The sequence below is a fragment of the Isoptericola hypogeus genome (assembly GCF_039531145.1).
In the GTDB taxonomy this organism is placed as follows: Bacteria; Actinomycetota; Actinomycetes; order Actinomycetales; family Cellulomonadaceae; genus Isoptericola; species Isoptericola hypogeus.
The window spans coordinates 475,622-494,483 of record NZ_BAAAPM010000008.1 but is presented as its reverse complement, the minus strand read 5'-3'; the positions used below and the strand labels follow the sequence as shown (position 1 = coordinate 494,483).

Annotated in this window: 16 protein-coding genes and 6 tRNA genes; 14 read left to right on the top strand and 8 right to left on the bottom strand. The window is 71.8% G+C overall.

Going from position 1 to position 18,862, the window contains the following annotated elements:
• Positions 1–90 precede the first annotated feature (90 nt).
• The 5 genes from ABD254_RS17990 to ABD254_RS17970 all read right to left on the bottom strand — a co-directional run bounded on the left by ABD254_RS17990 (position 91) and on the right by ABD254_RS17970 (position 731).
• Positions 91–165, bottom strand: a tRNA-Val gene (locus ABD254_RS17990).
• Positions 166–213: 48 nt separating this feature from the next.
• Positions 214–286, bottom strand: a tRNA-Gly gene (locus ABD254_RS17985).
• Between the two features lie 164 nt (positions 287–450).
• Positions 451–525 (bottom strand) — tRNA-Val (locus tag ABD254_RS17980).
• A gap of 8 nt (positions 526–533) precedes the next feature.
• Positions 534–604 (bottom strand) — tRNA-Cys (locus ABD254_RS17975).
• A 54-nt stretch (positions 605–658) separates the two neighbouring features.
• Positions 659–731: transfer RNA gene (locus ABD254_RS17970), tRNA-Gly, on the bottom strand.
• 124 nt (positions 732–855) lie between these two features.
• On the opposite strand from ABD254_RS17970, the gene ABD254_RS17965 reads away from it, so the two are divergent.
• Together ABD254_RS17965 and ABD254_RS17960 are read left to right on the top strand one after the other, a co-directional pair.
• Complete coding sequence (locus ABD254_RS17965) at positions 856–2,016, top strand: chorismate-binding protein (RefSeq protein ID WP_344250058.1); 1,161 nt, start codon at positions 856–858, stop codon at positions 2,014–2,016.
• 75 nt (positions 2,017–2,091) lie between these two features.
• Positions 2,092–2,691, top strand: coding sequence for a dihydrofolate reductase family protein (locus tag ABD254_RS17960; protein WP_344250056.1), 600 nt, complete (start codon positions 2,092–2,094; stop codon positions 2,689–2,691).
• 3 nt (positions 2,692–2,694) lie between these two features.
• On the opposite strand, the gene ABD254_RS17955 is transcribed toward ABD254_RS17960, so the two are convergent.
• Both ABD254_RS17955 and ABD254_RS17950 read right to left on the bottom strand, forming a co-directional pair.
• Positions 2,695–4,239: a multicopper oxidase family protein gene (locus ABD254_RS17955; protein WP_344250054.1), complete on the bottom strand. Its 1,545-nt coding sequence runs from the start codon at positions 4,237–4,239 to the stop codon at positions 2,695–2,697.
• Positions 4,240–4,251: 12 nt separating this feature from the next.
• On the bottom strand, positions 4,252–4,752 hold the full coding sequence (locus ABD254_RS17950) for a COX15/CtaA family protein (protein WP_344250052.1): 501 nt from the start codon (positions 4,750–4,752) through the stop codon (positions 4,252–4,254).
• Between the two features lie 171 nt (positions 4,753–4,923).
• Between ABD254_RS17950 and ABD254_RS17945 the strand changes: the two genes are divergently transcribed.
• The 8 genes from ABD254_RS17945 to ABD254_RS17910 all read left to right on the top strand — a co-directional run bounded on the left by ABD254_RS17945 (position 4,924) and on the right by ABD254_RS17910 (position 13,845).
• Positions 4,924–5,790: an aminotransferase class IV gene (locus ABD254_RS17945; RefSeq protein ID WP_344250050.1), complete on the top strand. Its 867-nt coding sequence runs from the start codon at positions 4,924–4,926 to the stop codon at positions 5,788–5,790.
• 97 nt (positions 5,791–5,887) lie between these two features.
• Positions 5,888–5,959 (top strand) — tRNA-Val (locus ABD254_RS17940).
• Positions 5,960–6,304: 345 nt separating this feature from the next.
• On the top strand, positions 6,305–7,354 hold the full coding sequence (locus ABD254_RS17935; protein WP_344250048.1) for a LacI family DNA-binding transcriptional regulator: 1,050 nt from the start codon (positions 6,305–6,307) through the stop codon (positions 7,352–7,354).
• A complete protein-coding gene (locus ABD254_RS17930) occupies positions 7,351–8,298 on the top strand; it encodes an ABC transporter permease (protein WP_344250046.1) in 948 nt (315 codons plus the stop codon). Before ABD254_RS17935 ends, ABD254_RS17930 begins: the two co-directional genes overlap by 4 nt.
• 7 nt (positions 8,299–8,305) lie before the next feature.
• The gene (locus ABD254_RS17925; RefSeq protein ID WP_344250045.1) at positions 8,306–9,271 is read left to right on the top strand and encodes a carbohydrate ABC transporter permease; all 966 of its coding nucleotides are present in this window, start codon (positions 8,306–8,308) and stop codon (positions 9,269–9,271) included.
• 87 nt (positions 9,272–9,358) lie between these two features.
• Positions 9,359–10,975: an ABC transporter substrate-binding protein gene (locus ABD254_RS17920; protein ID WP_344250043.1), complete on the top strand. Its 1,617-nt coding sequence runs from the start codon at positions 9,359–9,361 to the stop codon at positions 10,973–10,975.
• Positions 10,972–12,369 (top strand): glycoside hydrolase family 32 protein, encoded by a 1,398-nt coding sequence (locus tag ABD254_RS17915; RefSeq protein ID WP_344250042.1) that lies wholly within the window; start codon positions 10,972–10,974, stop codon positions 12,367–12,369. Before ABD254_RS17920 ends, ABD254_RS17915 begins: the two co-directional genes overlap by 4 nt.
• 957 nt (positions 12,370–13,326) lie before the next feature.
• Positions 13,327–13,845, top strand: a complete 519-nt coding sequence (locus tag ABD254_RS17910) for a gamma carbonic anhydrase family protein (RefSeq protein ID WP_344250040.1) — start codon at positions 13,327–13,329, stop codon at positions 13,843–13,845.
• Positions 13,846–13,857: 12 nt separating this feature from the next.
• Here ABD254_RS17910 and ABD254_RS17905 read toward each other — a convergent pair whose 3' ends face one another.
• Positions 13,858–14,850, bottom strand: coding sequence for a LacI family DNA-binding transcriptional regulator (locus ABD254_RS17905; protein WP_344250038.1), 993 nt, complete (start codon positions 14,848–14,850; stop codon positions 13,858–13,860).
• 202 nt (positions 14,851–15,052) lie between these two features.
• Here ABD254_RS17905 and ABD254_RS17900 point away from each other — a divergent pair, with 202 nt between their 5' ends.
• The 4 genes from ABD254_RS17900 to ABD254_RS17885 all read left to right on the top strand — a co-directional run bounded on the left by ABD254_RS17900 (position 15,053) and on the right by ABD254_RS17885 (position 18,816).
• Positions 15,053–15,595, top strand: a complete 543-nt coding sequence (locus ABD254_RS17900; protein WP_344250037.1) for a TRAP transporter small permease — start codon at positions 15,053–15,055, stop codon at positions 15,593–15,595.
• On the top strand, positions 15,592–16,866 hold the full coding sequence (locus ABD254_RS17895) for a TRAP transporter large permease (RefSeq protein ID WP_344250036.1): 1,275 nt from the start codon (positions 15,592–15,594) through the stop codon (positions 16,864–16,866). Before ABD254_RS17900 ends, ABD254_RS17895 begins: the two co-directional genes overlap by 4 nt.
• Positions 16,867–16,927: 61 nt before the next feature.
• A complete protein-coding gene (dctP, locus tag ABD254_RS17890; protein ID WP_344250034.1) occupies positions 16,928–17,950 on the top strand; it encodes a TRAP transporter substrate-binding protein DctP in 1,023 nt (340 codons plus the stop codon).
• On the top strand, positions 17,947–18,816 hold the full coding sequence (locus tag ABD254_RS17885) for a shikimate dehydrogenase (RefSeq protein ID WP_344250032.1): 870 nt from the start codon (positions 17,947–17,949) through the stop codon (positions 18,814–18,816). The genes dctP and ABD254_RS17885 overlap by 4 nt, the downstream gene beginning before the upstream one ends.
• Positions 18,817–18,862: the final 46 nt, after the last annotated feature.

Below are 18,862 nucleotides of genomic sequence, written 5' to 3'. Positions count from 1 at the left end.
CTCTAGTGAAAGCACGATCCCCGCAACCCCCTGAATCCAGGGTGTTGCGAGGATCGCTAGAACCGGCCGTCGGTCCGGGGCCTCGCGTGCTGGTGGGCGATACTGGGATCGAACCAGTGACCTCTTCCGTGTCAGGGAAGCGCGCTACCGCTGCGCCAATCGCCCGTGGGCTGCTGCGCTCCCTGCTCCTTGGGGAGGGAGAACAGAGCTCTGAGCGGATGACGGGATTCGAACCCGCGACCCTCACCTTGGCAAGGTGATGCTCTACCAACTGAGCCACATCCGCACGGCCGGGTTCTCGGGTTTCCCCTGCGCTCCCGGCGCCTGAGGAACATTACGGGATCGAGGGGGCGCAGGTCCAATCGCGGACCTGTGACCTGCGACGCCGTAGGAGGTCGGCGGTCCGGGCACGACGAAGGCCCCGGACCGTCGGTCCGGGGCCTTGCGTGCTGGTGGGCGATACTGGGATCGAACCAGTGACCTCTTCCGTGTCAGGGAAGCGCGCTACCGCTGCGCCAATCGCCCGTGCTGCGAGGTGGGTACGGGATTCGAACCCGTGTATACGGCTTTGCAGGCCGCTGCCTCGCCTCTCGGCCAACCCACCTTGAGACGTGCTCTCTCGACGCTCATGGTGAGTCGATCAGAGAGTGGGCCTCCGAGCGGATGACGGGACTCGAACCCGCGACCCTCACCTTGGCAAGGTGATGCTCTACCAACTGAGCCACATCCGCGCGACCAGATCTGGACACCTTGCGGTGCCCGCCGTTCTGGCGCGCCCCAAACATTAGTGGACGCCTCACGCTCCGTCCAATCGCCGTGCCGCCGGCGCGGCGGCGGAGCGTCTAGCGTTCAGCTGTGCACGAGCCGACCTCCTGGGCCACCTTCGCGGGCCGCCATGCCCGGCGCGCCGTGGAGTGCGTCGACCTGGTCGCCGAGCCCGAGCGGCTGACCGCCGGGGGGACGTGGTTCGTCGTCGCCGACTTCGAGGCGCCCCTCGGGACCGACGGCGCCGTCGGGGGTCGCCGGGGGACCGCGCGCGCCTGGCGGTTCGCCGAGGTGGGGCCGGCTCCCGCCACGCCCGAGCCGGGGCCCGGGGGGCGATGGCGCGGTCCCGTCTCCTCGACGTGGCGCAGCTCGATGGACCGCGACACCTACGAGCGCGCGGTGACGCACGTGCGCGACCGGGTGCGCGCCGGCGACGTCTACCAGGTCAACGTGTGCCGGGTGCTGTCCGCCCCGCTGGCCGTCGGGGCGACGCCCACCGGGGGCCTCGTCGAGCCGGACGCGGCCGCCCTGGCCGCACGGCTCGCGTCGGGCAACCCGGCGCCGCACGCCGCGGCGATCCACGTGCCGGCCGCGACCGGGCTCGACCCGGTGTGGGTGGTCAGCGCCTCGCCCGAGCTGTACCTCGCGCTCGACGGCGGCGGCGCCGGGCCAGGCGGGGTCCGAGCGCGCCGTCTGGCCTCGGGGCCCATCAAGGGGACCGCCCGCACGGTCGACGGGCTCACGCTCAAGGACCGCGCCGAGAACGTCATGATCACCGACCTCGTCCGCAACGACCTGCAGCGGGTGTGCCGGCCGGGGAGCGTCGAGGTCACCGACCTGCTCGCCGTGGAGGAGCACCCCGGCCTGGTGCACCTCGTCTCCCGGGTGCGCGGGGCGCTGGCCGACGACGTCGCCGGCGCGCCCGACCTCTGGCGCCGGGTGCTGGCGGCGACCTTCCCGCCGGGCTCGGTGTCCGGTGCGCCCAAGTCGTCGGCGCTGCGCCTGGTCGGAGAGCTCGAGCCGGTCCCGCGCGGCCCGTACTGCGGGGCGGTGGGCTGGGTGGACGCCGACGCCGGGCGCGCCGAGCTCGCCGTCGGCATCCGCACGTTCTGGTGGACGGACGACGAGCACGAGGGCGGGGTGCTGCGCTTCGGCACCGGGGCGGGCATCACGTGGGGCAGCGACCCCGCCGCCGAGTGGGCGGAGACGGAGCTCAAGGCGGCGCGCCTGGTGGGGCTCGCCTCCTCCTGACGGGCGCCGGGAGCCGGCCCCGACCGACGCACCAGGCGACCGATGAGTTCGGGGCGGGGGCGTCGTCCGACAGGCATGACCCAGGTGACGTGCGACATCGGAATCTCCCTCGACGGTCTCTCGGCAGGCCGCAACCAGTCCCTCGAGCAGCCCTTCGGCGACGGCGTCGGCGACGGGGAGCGGCTGCACTCGTGGATGTTCGACCACGCGGCGGAGCACGCCGCCGAGCTCGGGGCGATCACGGCGGCCGGCGCCTTCGTCATGGGCCGGAACATGTTCAGCCCCGGGCGCGGTGAGTGGGACCTCGGGTGGCGGGGCTGGTGGGGAGACGACCCGCCGTACCACGCGCCCGTCTTCGTGCTGACCCACCACCCGCGCGACCCGGTCGTCATGGAGGGCGGCACGACCTTCCACTTCGTCACCGGCGGGGTCGCCGAGGCCCTGGCCCGGGCCCGGGAGGCCGCGGGGGAGCGCGACGTCTCGGTCGCCGGTGGCGCCACCACCGTCAACCAGTTCCTCGCCGCCGGCCTGATCGACGAGCTGCGGCTGCACGTCGCGCCGGTCGTCCTCGGTGTCGACGGCGTCCGGCTGTTCGACGGCGTGGGCCCGGTCGGCCTGACCGCCGCGGGCGTGCGCCACACGCCGGAGGTGAACCACCTGGTGTACCGGCGCTGAAGGTCACTCCGGCACGTTGTCCGTGCCGTGCCCGAGGAGGTACGGCGTCGTCACGCCCTGGTAGGCGAGGTGGGCCACGAGGCCCTCGGTCGCGTGCGGCAGGTTGTGGCAGTGGTCCATCCAGATGCCGGGGTTGTCCGCGACGAACGCGACCTCGTAGGTCTCGCCGTCGCCCACCTCCAGCGAGTCCACCCACCACGGGCTGCCGGTGGCACGCACGTCGTCGCGGGCCAGCACCACGAGGTGGTGGCCGTGCAGGTGCATGGGGTGCGCCTGACCGCTGCGGTTCTCGATGGTCATGCGGACCACCTCCCCGGTCCGCACCGTGAACATCGGCACGTCGGGGTAGGTGCGTCCGTTCACCGTCCAGTGCATCCCCGGCTTCCCGTCGAAGAACCCGGGCTGCCTGTCGATGACGTAGGGGAGGTGGCGCGCCGCCTCCCGCGGGTCGAGCCCGGACGGTGCCTGCGCTCCGTAGCCCAGGGGGTCGAGGGTCGCCTCCGGTCGGCGCGTGGCCTCGGCGGCCGCGCCGGCCGGCCCGACGACGACGGCCACGACGCCCCCGAGCTCGACGCGCGCCGCCGCGCCGTCCGCGGGCGCCACCACGAGCAGGTCGGCACGACCACCAGCCGGCACCAGCACCGCCGTTCCGCGCACCTCCGGCGGCTGGTGCACGTCGGTCCCGTCGATCGCGAGCAGGCGGAACGGGGCGCCGCCCACCCACACCGGCATCGCCCCGTTGTCGGAGTTGATGACGCGGACCCGCGCCGCCCGCCCGGGCTCGACCTCCGCGACGAGGTCGCCGGCGACGCCCTGCACGGTGCGCTCCGGCCCGTACTGGTGGACGAGCGCGGGCACGTCGACGGCGTCGCGCAGAAGCTCCGCCACCTCGCGCCCGCCCACGACGGGCCCCCCGGGGGCCGGGTCCACGACGACGGCGCCGAGCAGGCCCTTGCGGACCTGCTCGTGCGAGATCTGGTGCGAGTGGTACCAGTAGGTGCCCGCATCCTCCGCGACGAACCGGTACGTGTGCGTGCCGCCCACCGGGACGGCGTCCTGCGTCACCCCGGCGACGCCGTCGACGGCGTTGGGCACGTCGATGCCGTGCCAGTGCAGGGTCGTGCCGCCGGTGACGCTCTCGTTGACCAGCGTGACCTCGACGAGGTCGCCCTGGGTGGCGTGGATCGTGGGACCGGGCGTCGAGCCGTTCAGGGTGTAGCCGTCGAGCTCGGCGCCGTCCGCGACCTCGATCGGTGCCGTCCGGGCGGTGAGGGTCCGTGCCACGTCCGCCGGGCCGTCGAGGGGCTCGGTCAGGTCGTCGACGGTGACGGCTGCGCCCGGCACCCCACCGCTGCCGTGGTGGTCGTGCCCGGACGGCAGCGCGCCGCGCGGGCCGCTGCCCCGCTCGAAGTGTCCCGCCTCGGTCACGGAGAAGCGCGCGGGGAACCTGCTCGTCTGCCACAGGAACGCCAACGTGCCGACGACGGCCGCCGCCACGACGACCGCGAGGACGCGCCGCAGCACCCGGGGCCGGCTCGCGGTCGTCATCGCCCGGACGGCTCAGCTCGGCAGGCCCTCGGCGGGGACGGGGCCCGAGGCCTCCACCACCGCGGGCCGGGCCGACGCGCGGTCCACGGCCGCCACGCGCCACCCCGCGTAGAAGGCGGCGCTGAACAGCAGGAGCGCGTTGACGCCGTGCAGCGCACCGAGGAAGGGGACGCTGTGGCCGGCCAGGCCGAGCGCGGCCTGGAGGATCACCAGGAGCAGGACGGCGAGGCCCCACCTCCAGGCGCCGCGCACGCCCGCGAAGAACGACGCGACGAGCAGCAGGACGGCGAGGACCGGGATGACCGTCATCCCGTTCATGCCGTGCAGCACGAGCCCCACGGACTCGGGGAACGGCGAGTCCCCGGCGAGGGCCTGCTCCATCGTGGCGGAGTCGACGACGCCGCCGTCCTCCACGAAGATGCCGAGCCCGGCGACGGCCCAGACCATGACGGCCGCCTGGACCACGACCATGCCGGCGACGGCGAACGCGAGGATACGGAAGACGACTCTCATGGCGGCCTCTCACGGTGCCCGGCCGCTCCGATGCGGCCGACTCTTTCCGATGGTGAGCCCGGACGCGGCGGCCTGCTACGACGAGCGCGGGTGAAGTCGCAGGTGAAGCGGATGATTCAGGTCGCCCTGGGCACGTGTCGCGGGCGGCGGTGCTTCGGGCACACTGGCCCCATGAGTCTCGTGATCTGGGCCGACGGCCGTCTCGTGGAGCAGGGGCAGGGCGCGCTGAGCGCGGTGGACCACGGCATCACCGTGGGCGACGGGGTGTTCGAGACGTGCACCGTCTTCGACGGCCGGGCGTTCGCGCTGACCCGCCACCTGCGACGGCTCGAGCGGTCGGCCCGGGGCCTCGGGCTCGAGGCGCCCGACGAGCAGAAGGTGCGCGACGGCGTCGCCGCGGTGCTCGGCGAGGCCGTCGGCACGGGCGGGCCGTTCGACGGCCGGCTGCGGATCACGGTGACCGCCGGCATCGGCCCGCTCGGCTCCGGGCGGGTGCCCGGCGCCCAGACGGTCGTCGTCGCGGCGCAGGAGAGCACGATGGCGGCCACCTCGCGCTCCGCCCGCTCGCCCTGGACCCGCAACGAGCACTCCGCCGTGGCCGGGCTCAAGACGACGTCGTACGCGGAGAACGTCGTGGCGCTCGCGGACGCCGTCGGCAAGGGCGGCGACGAGTCGATCTTCGCCAACACCGCGGGCCGGCTGTGCGAGGGCACCGGCTCGAACGTCTTCGTCGAGCGGGGCGGCGAGCTCGTGACGCCGCCGCTCGTCTCGGGCTGCCTCGCCGGCATCACGCGGGCGCTGCTCCTGGAGTGGGGCGCCGAGGCCGGGCTGCCGGTCCGCGAGGCCGAGGAGGACGAGCTGCCGTTCACCGTGCTCGACGAGGTGGCGCTCGGGGAGGCGCAGATGCTGCTGACGTCGTCGGGTCGCAACGTCCAGCCCGTGACCTGGCTCGACGGCGCGGACGTGCCCGTCGGGGAGCTGTCGGCCGCGGCGCGTGAGCTGTTCGAGAAGGTGTGCCGGGACCGGCTCGACCCGTGACGCCCTCGGCGGTCGGGCGGCGCGGGTCGGTTGCGCCACATCCCGCGTCCCCGGGTTGAGTCCCTGCCCGGTCTGTGGCTAATATCGTCCACGCACCGGGCGATTGGCGCAGGGGTAGCGCGCTTCGTTCACACCGAAGAGGTCACTGGTTCGATCCCAGTATCGCCCACCGAGCAGAAGGCCCCCTGACCAGCGGAAACGCTGATCAGGGGGCCTTCGTCGTGAGGATCGTGGGCCAATCCGCAAGGCTCTGACCTGCGGTGAGGATCGGCCCCGAGCCTTGGGCTGCGGCAACGTCCTGGGCGTGACATGCGACGACGCGGGGCAGGCGTGACGTCCGCGCTCGCCATGTCGTCGTGGGAGGTCAACCTCCGTGGTCGCAGCCTGAACTACGCCCAGCGGATTCATCCCGTCCGGCGGTTGACACAGACCACCGAACGCTCCTAGCGTTCGGGGCGGTTGGTTATACGAATGACGTCACGGTCGGCGTCGGGGTCCACGAGGAGGTGACAGCGTGCCGCGAGGCGGGAACGGCGCGTCGAAGCAGCCGACGATGTGGGATGTCGCCAGCCTGGCCGGTGTCTCGCAGGCGTCGGTCTCGCTCGTCCTGAACGACGCCGGGCGCGGTCGCGTCTCGGACGCGACCAGGCAGCGGATCCTGGACGCGGTGCGGGAGCTGGACTACCGCACCAACGCGTTCGCCAAGTCGCTGCGCAGCGGCGAGTCCGGCCTGATCGGCTTCGTCTCCGACGAGGTCGCCAGCGCACCCTTCGCAGGCCGCCTGCTGAAGGGTGCCCAGGAGCTGGCCTGGGAGACCGGGCACGTGATCCTGAGCGTCGACTCGTTCGGGGACGACGCGCTCGAGGAGGCGGCGATCGACATGATGCGCTCCTACCGGGTGCGCGGCGTCGTGTACGGCTCGATGTACCACCGGGTGGTACGGCTTCCCTCGGCCCTGGAGGACATTCCGGCGGTCGTCCTCAACGCTCGGGAGGCTGACAGCTCGGTGCCGAGCTTCTTTCCCGACGAGGAGCTGGGCGGCTACACCGCCACACGGCACCTGCTCGATGCTGGGCACACGCGTATCGCGATGGTCAACATCCAGCCCCCCGAGAGCGACCTGCCCGCCGGGATCGGCCGGATGGCCGGCTATCGCCGGGCACTGGACGAGGCAGGTGTGGAGTTCGACGAGCGGCTCGTGCGCTACGGGGGCGGCGTGGTCGAGGACGGCCTGGCCCTGACCCGCGAGCTCATGGAGGGACCCGTCGTGCCGACCGCGATCTTCTGCGGCAACGACCGGACCGCCTGGGGGTCCTACCGCACCCTCGAGGCGCTCGGGCTCCGGGTCCCCGACGACTGCTCGATCGTCGGTTTCGACGACCAGGAGACGCTCGCGCCGTACCTGGACCCCGGGCTGACGACCGTGGCGCTGCCGTTCGAGCAGATGGCTCGCAGCGCCCTGGAATCGCTTCTCGGAGCGCGCTCCGAGAAGGCGAACGACCATCCCATCGAGTGCTCACTGGTCCCTCGTGGATCGGTGGCGAGTGCGAAGGTGCACGAATGACAGCTCAAGCAGAGGCCCGGCCGACGATCGTCGCGCGCCGCACGCAACCGTGGCGGCGAGCGCTGAGGTCTTGGCAGTTATACGTACTACTTGCGCCGGCCGTCGTCTACGTCCTGGTCTTCAAGTACTGGCCGATGTTCGGTGCCCAGATCGCGTTCCGCGACTACAACCCGGTCGACGGGTTCACCGGCAGCGCGTGGGTGGGCCTGGAGCACTTCACCCGCTTCATCGAGTCGTTCCAGTTCGAGCGGCTCATGGTCAACACCCTCACGGTGAACGCGCTCGGGCTGCTCATCGCCTTCCCGGTTCCTATCATCCTGGCGCTGATCGTCAACCAGCTCGCCGGCGACCGGTTCAAGAAGTTCACCCAGACCGTGCTCTACGCGCCGTCGTTCATCTCCGTCGTCGTGGTCGTGGGCATGATCTACCTGCTCTTCTCACCGCGTTCAGGGATCGTGAACAACGCGATCACGGCATTCGGGGGAGACCCCGTCTTCTTCATGGGGTCGCCCGAGTGGTTCCGCCCCCTGTACATCGGGTCGGACATCTGGCAGAACGCCGGGTTCTCGATGATCGTCTACCTGGCTGCCCTGACGGCGATCGACCCCGCGCTGCACGAGGCAGCCCGCGTCGACGGGGCGAACAAGTGGCAGCGGATGTGGCACATCGACATCCCGGGAATCCTGCCCGTGATCACGATCCTGTTCATCCTGGCGATCGGGAACCTCTTCAACCTCGGCTTCGAGAAGGTCCTGCTGATGCAGACCGACCTCAACCTGCCGACGTCCGAGGTCATCCAGACCTACGTGTACAAGACCGGTCTGCAGGGCGCCCAGTTCAGCTATTCGGCCGCGATCGGCCTGTTCAACTCCCTCATCAACCTCGCCCTGCTGCTGACCTTCAACTGGGTCGCGCGACGGGCCAACAAGACGAGCCTGTGGTGATGACGCCATGACGACCACCCGACCTCCCGTCGTGAAGACGGCCACCCGCCCGGAAGCGGGAGCGGAGCCCTCGCGGCCGCGCCGCCGCCAGCGTGAGTCCGGCGCCGACAGGGCGTTCACGATCGTGGTGACCGCCACCCTGCTCTGCGCGATCCTCGTGATCCTCTACCCGCTGTACTTCGTCGTCGTCGCATCGGTCAGCGAGCCGTCCGCGATCCTCAACGGCGACGTCTGGCTGTGGCCTCGCGGGGTCACTTTCGAGGGCTACGCACGGATCTTGTCGGACCCGGGGATCCTGCGCGGGTTCGCCAACTCCGTGCTCTACACGGTGGTGGGGACGGCGATCAGCGTCGCGACGATCCTCTGTGGGGCATACGCGCTGTCCCGTCGCGATCTGTTCGGCCGTACGTTCTTCATGCTGCTGTTCGTCGTCACGATGTTCATCGACGGCGGCCTGATCGCCCGCTACCTCGTGGTGCAGGAGCTGGGGATGCTCAACACCATGTGGGCCGTCGTCCTGCCGGGCGCGGTGGGCGTGTGGAACCTGATCATCGCCCGCACCTTCTTCGAGAGCAACGTCCCGGACGAGTTGCGTGACGCCGCCCAGCTCGACGGCGCCAACGACTTCCGGTTCTTCTGGCGAATCGTTCTCCCGCTGTCGAAGCCGTTGATCGCGCTGATGGTCATGATCCACCTCGTGGCTAACTGGAACGCGTTCTTCGACGCCCTGATCTTCCTCGACGACGAGAACAAGTACCCGCTGCAGCTCGTGCTGCGCAACATCCTGATCCAGTCGGAGGTCTCCGCTTCCGGGGGAGCAGGAGCCGTCGATTCCTATGCCGCGGCACAGCGCATGGGCGAGCTGATGAAGTACGGAATGATCGTCATCTCCACCATTCCGTTGCTCGTCGCGCTGCCGTTCATGCAGAAGCACTTCACCAAGGGCACCCTGCTCGGCGCCGTCAAGAGCTGACCGGCCCACATTCCTTCCGAACGGCGTCCCGGCGCCGACCACCCCTTTCTCTATCCATTCACCATGGCAATCGCGAGGAGCGAACCGATGAGACACCGCCGTTTTGTCATCCCTGCCGTCACGACTATCACCCTGCTGGCCCTGACCGCGTGCAGCGGCGGGCCCGAGCAGACCGCCGAGGCCGAGGACGCGTCCGCCGACTTCGGGTTCAACGCCGAGGGGCTCCCGATCGTCGACGAGACGCTCACCCTGAGCTTCGGCGGGTCGAAGTCCGCGCTCGCCCCGGACTACTCCGAGATGGAGCTCGTCCAGCGGTGGGAGGAAGACACGAACATCGCGATCGAGTGGGAGAACCTGCCCGACCAGGTCTATCAGGAGAAGAAGAACCTGATGCTGGCCTCCGGCGACCTGCCGGACGTGCTCTTCAACTCGGGCCTGACCGACGCCGAGGTCGTGGACAACGGCACCAACGGCACGCTGCTGCCGCTGGAGGACCTTGTCGACGAGCACGCCCCGACCCTCAAGAAGATCCTGGACGAGAGGCCGGACATCCGGGCGGCGATCACCGCCTCCGACGGCCACATCTACACGCTGCCGTCGGTCGAGGAGCTGGGCATCCTGCCCTATCCCAACTTCCTCTTCATCAACACGACGTGGTTGGACGAGCTCGGCCTGGAGGTGCCGCGCACGATCGAGGAGTACCACCAGGCACTGCAGGCCTTCGCCACGAAGGACCCCAACGGCAACGGCAAGGCCGACGAGATCCCGCTGAGCTTCCGCCCCGACTCGTTCGCAGCGAACCCGTGGGACCTCATCACCGCGCTCGGCGGGCAGCCAGAGAACAACGACCACCGGATCGTGCGCGACGGGAAGGTCGAGTTCACCGCGAACACGGACGAGTACCGCGCCGGCGTGAAGGGCCTCGGGGACTGGTACGCCGACGGACTCATCGACCCCGAGTCGTTCTCGCAGGACGACGTCGCGTACCTGGCCAAGGGCAAGGCGGACACCCCGGTGCTCGGCTCGTTCTTCTGGTGGGAGCTCGAGGAGATGGTCGGGACCGACCGTCTGGGCGACTACGCCATCGTCGGCATCCTCGAAGGAGCCGACGGTCAGCAGCGGGCGAGCGTCACCAACAACCAGGAGATCAGCCGCGGGGCGATGGCCATCACCCGCGCCAACAAGTACCCGGTGGCGACGATGCGGTGGGCGGACCGGCTCTACGACCCTGTCATGTCGGCAGAGGCGGCGTGGGGACCGATCGGCGTGACGCTCGAGAAGGACCCGGACTCCGGGCTGCTGGTGCAGATCCCCGCCCCGGAGGGCACCTCCGAGGGCGAGCGCCGTCAGCAGGTCGCGCCGATGGGACCGCGGATCACCACGGCCGAGGACTTCGAGACCGTCGTCGCGCCGGAGCCCCGCGCCGCGGACCGCCAGAAGCTCGTCCAGGAGTACTACGAGCCGTTCGCGGCGAACGAGAAGTACCCGCCGGTCCTGCTCTCGAACGACGAGCTGGACCAGGTCTCCTACCCGGAGACCGACATCAAGACCCTCGTCAAGGAGAAGTTCGCCGCCTGGATCGTCGACGGCACGATCGACGGCGAGTGGGACGCATACGTCTCCCAGCTCCAGAGCCTCGGGGTGGACGAGGTCACCGCGACCTACCAGCAGGCCTACGACCGCTTCATGGAGACCGATCAGTGACAGACACCATCGTCGACCGGGCGCAGACTCGCGCCACCACGCACCTGCGCCCGGTCGCGCACTTCACCGCCCGCGACACCTGGCTGAACGACCCCAACGGCCTGGTGTTCCACGACGGCACCTGGCACCTGTTCTTCCAGAACAATCCGCACGGTGACACGCACGGCAACATGTCCTGGGGCCACGCGACGTCCACCGACCTCGTGACGTGGGCCGAACAGCCTGTGGCGATCGGGCACACCGCCACGGAGGAGATCTTCTCCGGCAGCGCCGTCGTGGACGAGCAGAACACCGCGGGCTTCGCCGGGCCGGGGCAGACGGCGCTCGTCGCGATCTACACGAGCGCCTACCGGCCCGCGCACCCCACGCTCGCCGGCCGCCAGGCGCAGTCCCTCGCCTACAGCCTCGACGACGGGCACACCTGGACGCGGTACGAGGGCAACCCCGTGGTCGACCGGGACAGCGCCGACTTCCGCGACCCCAAGGTGTTCTGGTACGACGGCGAGGACGGCGACGGCTGCTGGGTGATGGCCGCCGTCGAGGCCGCCGACCGCCAGGTGGTGCTGTACCGCTCCGACGACCTCAAGCGCTGGCACCACCTGTCCGCGTTCGGGCCCGCCCACGCGACGGGCGGCGTCTGGGAGTGCCCGGACCTGTTCCCGTTGCCTGTCCGCGGGACCGATCGCACGCGTTGGGTCATGATCGTCAGCCTCAACCCGGGCGGCGTCGCCGGCGGCTCCGGCGTCCAGTACTTCGTCGGCGACTTCGACGGCACCACCTTCACCCCGGACGGGCCGGGGGACGGGCCGCAGGGTGCCGACTGGCTCGACCACGGGCGCGACTACTACGCACCTGTGTCGTTCAACGGCGTCCCGGGCGGCCGGCGTCTCACCGTCGGCTGGGCCAGCAACTGGGACTACGCGAACGACACCCCCACCTCGCCGTGGCGCTCCGCGATGTCGCTCGCCCGCGAGCTGGAGCTCGTGCGCACGCCCGACGGGCGGGATCGCGTCGTCCAGCGGCCCGTCCTCCCCGCGGAACCCCGCGCGGGGCTGACGGTCCACGAGCTCAGCCTGCCCGCTGACGGGGACCGGCGCCACGAGATCGTGCTCCACGGTGACGGCCCCGACGCCGTCGTCGTGACCGTGGACGTCGCGTCGCGGACGCTCACCAGCGACCGCCGCCGCAGCGGCGACACCGACTTCCATCCCGCCTTCGGTTCCGTCGACACCGCGCCCCTGCACGACGTCGGTGAGACCGTCGACCTGACCGTCGTCGTCGACGGGTGCGTGCTCGAGGTGTACGCCTGCGGCGGGCTCACCACGCTCACCCAGCTCGTGTTCCCGAGCGCGCCGCTCACCCGCGTCGCGGTGCGCGAGATCGCGGCGGCATGAGCGAGCTCATGGTCGTGGGCGGGTCCCTCGTCGACGTCGTCGAGGACCCATGCTGATTCCCCACCGCTCGGCATGCTGCGGCGGCAGCCACATCGTGGCTCATGGCGGGGTTGTCGCGCGGTTCGGGGTTCGGGGAGGTCGCGGATCGGCGGGTGCAGGACGTGCTGGCTGGGGTGCGGCCGAGCAAGCGTCCGCAGGTGCACGAGCCGCAGCTCGCGCGCCGACGCACGGCCGCATGACCGACTCCCGGGTGCTTCCGGAGGTCGCGCCCGGGCCGATCTGGCGGTGACGGGACGAGACGGCGGAGTCGGCACCGGACGGCTCCACCGGCCCAGACGCCGACGAAGCGGACCGATCGCGCTGGTTACCGTGGCCGCGCCCGGCCAGGAACCGATCAGCAGCGTGGAGCGTGAGTGAACCCGACGGCGCCGAGCGTCCAGACGCGTGGCGTGGCCGTCTCTCTCGCGGCCTCGGCCCTTTCGGCCTCATCTTCTACGTCGCGGGTGTGGTGGACGCGTCCGCGGAGGCGGTGTTCGGCTGGCGGATGCTGGTGGCCGCCGCGTGCTACGTGCTCGCGCTCGTCCGTGCGTCCGGTCGGCGTCACCTCCGCGAGCTGTGGGCGGTCCTGTCCGCGGGCCGTCGCGCGCCGTGGGTGCTGGTGCTCCTCAGCCTCCTCGTCGGCGTGTGCAGATGTGGCTGCCGGACGTCGCCGTCTATGCCGTCCTCGTGGTCGCGCTCGCCCTGCCGGCGGTGGACGGGTTCCGCGCCTCGCGTCGTCGGTCGGCCGTGCGATCCCGACCCCGGGAATGACGGAGGCGTGTCCGCGGCCGCGACGGACGGACGACACCGACATCGATCTCGATCTCGGTCGTGCCTACCCGTTCCCCCAAGGTCCTGGCGTCCGGCGACGTCTCCCTCTTTCTGACCGTCCACCGTCGACCCGGTAGTGTCCGGGCCATGGCGACGGTGCTCCCCTTCGACGGCCACACCCCCGAGATCGACCCGACGGCGTGGGTCGCCCCCACGGCGACCCTCGTCGGCCGCGTGCGGATCGGCCCGCGCGCGAGCGTCTTCTACGGCGCCGTCCTGCGCGGCGACATGGACTCGATCGAGCTGGGGGAGGGCTCCAACCTCCAGGACAACTGCGTGGTGCACACCGACACCGGGGTGCCCACCGTGATCGGCAAGGGCGTCGGCGTCGGGCACGGCGCGATCGTGCACGGCGCGACCGTGGGCGACGGCAGCCTGATCGGCATGGGCGCGACCCTGCTCAACGGCGCCGTCGTGGGCGAGGGCGCGTTCGTCGCGGCCGGGGCGCTGGTGCGCGAGGGCCAGGAGATCCCCGCCGGGCACCTCGCCGTCGGCGTGCCCGCCAGGGTGCGTGGCGAGCTCGACGGGGCCGGCGCGGAGCGAGTGCGCCGCAACGCGATCGAGTACCAGGATCTCGCGGAGCGGCACCGCCGCTCGGTGGGCTGACGCCCGAGGCGGTCAGGCGGCCTGCGGAGCCGGGCCGGAGGACTCGCGCAGCACGAGCTCCGTGGGCAGCCGGATCTGCTCGTCCTCCGCGCCCGCGCGGCCCGCGAACTGGTCGATGAGCAGCTCGACCGCCAGCCGGCCCGCGTGCGCGCCGGGGCCGCCGAGCGTGGTGAGGGACGGGTGCACGAACTCGGCGGCGAAGATGTCGTCGAACCCGACGACGGACACGTCGGCCGGGACGCCGATGCCGCGCTGGGCGAGCCGGCGCAGGACCCCGATCGCGAGCAGGTCGTTGTGCGCGACGAGCGCCGTCGCGCCCGTCCGGAGGGCCCCGTCGGCGGCGACACCGCCGTTGGCGACGGTCGGGGTGTACGGGCCGACCCGGTGGGCCGTCATGCCGTGCTCCTCCGCGCCGGCGCTGAGCGCCGACCAGCGCGCGGCGCCCATCCACGACCCGGGCGGGCCGGCGCAGTAGACGAGGCTGCGGTGGCCCAGAGACGCGAGGTGCTGCAGGATCTGCCGGCAGCCGGACGTCGTGTCCAGCGCCACGCTGGTCAGGCCCGTGACCTCGCGGTTGAGGAGCACCACGCGGTGCCGCCGCGCGACCTCGCGCAGCGCCTCGTCGCGCAGCCGGCTGGAGGCCAGCACGAATCCGTCCACGCCCGGCGCCAGGTCGTGGATCTGGTTCTCCTCGATCCGCTCCGACTCCTCGCCGTTGACGATGACGAGCGTCGCGTCGGCGGCCTTGACGCGCTGCTCGGCCCCGCGGATCAGCTCGAAGAAGTGGGGGTTGGTGATGTCGGACAGCACCATCGCGACGGTGCGGTGCCGGCCGCCCGGGAGCGAGCGGTTCTGTGGGCTGTGCCGGTACCCGACCTCCGCGGCGGCCGCGAGCACCCGCACCCGGGTGGCCGCGTTGACCCGGGCGGGCTTCGTGAAGGCGCGCGAGACCGTGGACGGCGCGACGCCAGCCGCGCGAGCGACGTCGTAGATGGTCGGCTCCACACAGGCATCTAGCCACGCACGTGGCAATTTTGGCAACTGCTTGCACGAGTTGTCGCGTTGTTCCTATCGTCGCGAACGTGACGACGGCCGCGCGACGGGGCGCGGTCGTGACCGCTCACCCGCGGGCGCGTGGTGCGGCCGACCGAGAGGAGACCGTCACGGTGCACAGTGACAGGCGTGTCGAGTCGGACGTGAGGCCCGGATGAGGCGGGTGGTGCGGGTCCTCACCGCCCTGGAGCTCGGGGTCGCGTGCCTCGCGGGTGCCCTGATCTTCGTCCTGATCCTCTACCAGGCGCTGCAGCGCTACCTGCCCGTGCCGGGTGTCGTGTGGACGGGCGAGCTGTCGGAGTTCGCGCTGGTCTGGCTCACGTTCGGCGCCTGCGGGGTGCTGGTGACCCGCGACGGGCACATCGCCCTCCAGCTCGTCGACGCGTTCCCGCGACCGGGCGTCGTGCGGGCCGTGCACGTGCTCGCGATGGTCCTCGTCGCGGTGATCGGCGCCGGCTTCGCGTGGGCGTGCTGGGAGCTGGTCTCCGCCGCCGGCTTCCTCACCTCGCCGGCGCTGGGCCTCCCGATGGCGTGGGTGTACGCCATCACGCTCGTGGGCCTGGTCAGCACGACGATCCGCGCGCTCGCCCGTGCCGTGCACGTCGCGCGGTTCGGGGTGCCGGAGGCGGACGGTCCGGTGGTCCCGGGCGTCGTCGGCCCGGGCGCGCCCGCCACCGAGGACGGGGGCCGGCCATGACCGTGCTCGCGCTCCTGCTGGGGATCGTCGTCCTCATGCTGCTCCGGGTGCCCGTCGCGTTCGCGTTCCTCGGGCCGGGCCTGGTCTATCTGGTCCTCGACGGGCAGTCGCTCGGCCTGCCCATGCGGCTGGTGGCCAACGCGACGGGGAATTTCGTGCTGCTCGCCGTGCCGCTCTTCGTGCTCCTGGGCGTGGTCGCCAACCACGCGGGGATCGCCGACCGGCTGTTCGACTTCGCGCTCGCGCTCTTCGGCCGGGTCCGCGGCGGGCTGGGGTACGTGAGCGTCGGCGTCAGCCTCGGCTTCTCGTGGATGAGCGGGTCGGCCGTCGCGGACGCCGCGGCGCTGAGCAAGGTGGAGATCCCGCCGATGCTGCGGCACGGCTACTCGCGCCGGTTCGGTCTGGGGGTCGTGGGGGCCTCGGCCCTGATCGCGCCGGTCATGCCGCCGAGCATCCCGGCCGTGATCTTCGCCGGCCAGGCGTCGGTCTCCACGGGCGCGCTGTTCGCCGCCTCGGTGGTCCCGGCGCTGCTGATGGCGGCCGGGCTGTGCGTCGTCGTCTTCGTCCTGGTGCGGCGCCAGCCCGGCATCGAGCACGTCGGGTTCTCGCGCGCCCGGCTGATGACCACGAGCCGGCGGGTCGTGCTGCCGATCCTCGCGCCGGTGATCATCCTCGGCGGCATCCTCGGAGGGCTGTTCACGCCGACCGAGGCGGCCGCCGTCGGCGCGGCGTACATGCTGCTGCTCGGTTTCGGCTATCGCACGCTGAAGGTCCGCGACCTGCCGAGGATCCTCGTCGAGACGGTGACGACGACCGCCGCGATCATGCTGATCGTCGCGTCGGCCGCGCTGCTCGGGTACCTCCTGGCGAAGGAGCGCGTGCCGCAGGCGCTCGCCGAGACGGTGCTGGGGTTCACGGCCGAACCCACGGTCTTCCTGCTGCTGGTCGTGCTGCTCATGCTCGTGCTGGGCACGGTCGTGGACGCGACGGCGACGCTCGTGCTGGTGGTGCCGATCCTCATGCCCATCGCGCTCCAGCTCGGCGTGGACCCGGTCCTCCTGGGCGTCGTGATGATCCTGTCGCTGATGATCGGGCTCCTGACGCCGCCGGTCGGGACCGTGCTGTACGTGCTCAGCTCGACGCAGCGGGTCCCGATCGGCGAGGTGTTCCGGGGCGCGCTGCCGTTCATCGTCCCGCTCCTGGTCGTGTGCCTGGTGGTCGTCTTCCTCCCGGGGGTCGCGACGTGGCTCCCCACCCGGCTCGGGCTCTGACCCGGCCGTCCCGCGACGAGCTGCCGGCGACGCGGTCGGCAGGAACCGAAAGGACAGCATCATGAACCGCATCCACCGGGCGACGGTCCCCGCCGTGACAGGCGCGCTCGCCCTCGTGCTCACCGCGTGCAGCGACGGCGGCGGCGAGGGCGAGCAGCCGGCCGACGGCGCGGTCGAGCTGACGCTCGCCCACAGCTACACCGAGGACCAGCCGCAGCACACGTGCGGCGCGCAGGTCATCAAGGACGAGGCGGAGGCCGCCGACGTGGGCCTCACCGTCGAGATCTTCCCGAACAGCCAGCTCGGCGGGGACGCCGACCGGATCGCCTCCGTGCAGTCCGGGGACATCGACATCGATGTCCAGGGGGCGTCGGCGCTGGCCGCCGTCTACGAGCCCGCCGGCGTGCTCGACGCCGTGTACGGCTTCGACGACGCGGAGCACCTGAACCGGTACTTCACCGACGGCTCCGCCGACGAGCTCGTCGCGGACTTCAAGGAGGCCTCTGGCGGGGTGAGCGTCGTCGGGGCGTGGTCGGCCGGGTCGCGCCACTTCACCGCGAACACGGCGATCCGCGAGCCCGCCGACCTCGAGGGCCTGCGCATGCGGTTCCCGGGGTCGGGGCAGTACCTGCTCAACGCCCAGGCGCTCGGCGCCCAGGCGACCGAGGTCGCGTACGAGGAGCTGTACCTCGCGCTGCAGCAGGGCGTCGTCGACGGGCAGGAGAACCCGCTGACGAACATCGACGCGAGCAACCTCGTCGAGGTGCAGGACGTCCTGAGCATGTCGGCCCACCAGCAGAACTCGAACCTCATCGTCGCCGCGCCGTCCTACGACTCCGAGCTGAGCGACGAGCAGCGGGCGGCGCTCGACGACGCGGTCGCGTCCGCCGTCGAGCAGATGCCCGGCTGCGTCGAGGAGGCGGAGACCCAGATCCTGGACGGGTGGCGGCAGGAGGACGCCGTCGAGATCGTCGAGGACGTCGACTCCGAGGCCTTCGCGCAGCAGACCGACGCCTGGTTCCGGGAGAACCTCGAGGGCGACTCGCTCGCGGTCTACGAGTCCATGCGGGACTCGGCGTCGTGACGTACCGCGTCGCGCTGCTCGGGCACGGCATCGGCCCGTCGCTGTCGCCCGCGCTGCACATGGAGGAGGCCCGCCGCCTCGGCCTCGACTACGAGTACAGGATCGTCGACCTCATCGACCACCCCGACGTCGACCTGGGCGCCGAGCTGGGCCGGCTGGAGGACGAGGGCTTCGACGCGGCGAACGTCACGCACCCGTTCAAGCGCGACGTGCTGCGGCACGTGGCCGACGCCAGCCCGACCGTGCGCCGGGTGGGGTCCGCGAACCTGGTGCTCCTCGACCGCACGGGCGGGGACGGCGCGGGCCGGACGGCGCACAACACCGACTGCAGCGGCTTCCGCACGGCGCTCGAGCGGTTCCTCGGCGCCCGCCCCAGGCCCTACGCCGTCCTCCAGGTCGGCGCGGGCGGGGCGGGTCTCGCCACCGCCTGGGCCCTCGTCGACATGGGCTTCGACGACGTCGTCGTGCACGACCTGGTCCCCGCCGCCGTCGACGCGATGCTCTCGAGGTTCGCCGACGCCGGGGCGGGCCGGCTGCAGGGCAGCGGCGGCGCGGTCGACGGCTGGCTGCCCCGGGTGGGGGGCGTGGTGCACGTGACGCCGGTCGGGATGGCGGAGCACCCCGGGGTCGCGCTCGACGTCGACCGGCTCGACGAGGCGGCGTGGGTCGCCGAGGTCGTCTACCGCCCGCTCGAGACCGAGCTGGTGCGGCGCGCTCGGGCGCGCGGGCTGACGACGCTCGACGGCGGGGCGATGGCGGTGGGCCAGGCCGTCGACAGCCTGCGCCTGATCACCGGGCTCGAGCCCGACGTCGCGCGTATGCACGCCCACTTCGAACGCCTGGTGGCCGACCGGGACAAGGGCTGACGCCGCCGGCAGACCCGACGGGCGGGCCTGGGCCTGCACGCCGCAC

Coding starts and splice junctions, on each gene's coding strand:
- ABD254_RS17910 (WP_344250040.1), top strand. CDS start 13,327: ATGGCGACGGTGCTCCCCTTCGACGGCCACACCCCCGAGATCGACCCG.
- ABD254_RS17925 (WP_344250045.1), top strand. CDS start 8,306: ATGACGACCACCCGACCTCCCGTCGTGAAGACGGCCACCCGCCCGGAA.
- ABD254_RS17950 (WP_344250052.1), bottom strand. CDS start 4,752: ATGAGAGTCGTCTTCCGTATCCTCGCGTTCGCCGTCGCCGGCATGGTC.
- ABD254_RS17895 (WP_344250036.1), top strand. CDS start 15,592: ATGACCGTGCTCGCGCTCCTGCTGGGGATCGTCGTCCTCATGCTGCTC.
- ABD254_RS17930 (WP_344250046.1), top strand. CDS start 7,351: ATGACAGCTCAAGCAGAGGCCCGGCCGACGATCGTCGCGCGCCGCACG.
- ABD254_RS17920 (WP_344250043.1), top strand. CDS start 9,359: ATGAGACACCGCCGTTTTGTCATCCCTGCCGTCACGACTATCACCCTG.
- ABD254_RS17960 (WP_344250056.1), top strand. CDS start 2,092: ATGACCCAGGTGACGTGCGACATCGGAATCTCCCTCGACGGTCTCTCG.
- ABD254_RS17945 (WP_344250050.1), top strand. CDS start 4,924: ATGAGTCTCGTGATCTGGGCCGACGGCCGTCTCGTGGAGCAGGGGCAG.
- dctP (WP_344250034.1), top strand. CDS start 16,928: ATGAACCGCATCCACCGGGCGACGGTCCCCGCCGTGACAGGCGCGCTC.
- ABD254_RS17900 (WP_344250037.1), top strand. CDS start 15,053: ATGAGGCGGGTGGTGCGGGTCCTCACCGCCCTGGAGCTCGGGGTCGCG.
- ABD254_RS17955 (WP_344250054.1), bottom strand. CDS start 4,239: ATGACGACCGCGAGCCGGCCCCGGGTGCTGCGGCGCGTCCTCGCGGTC.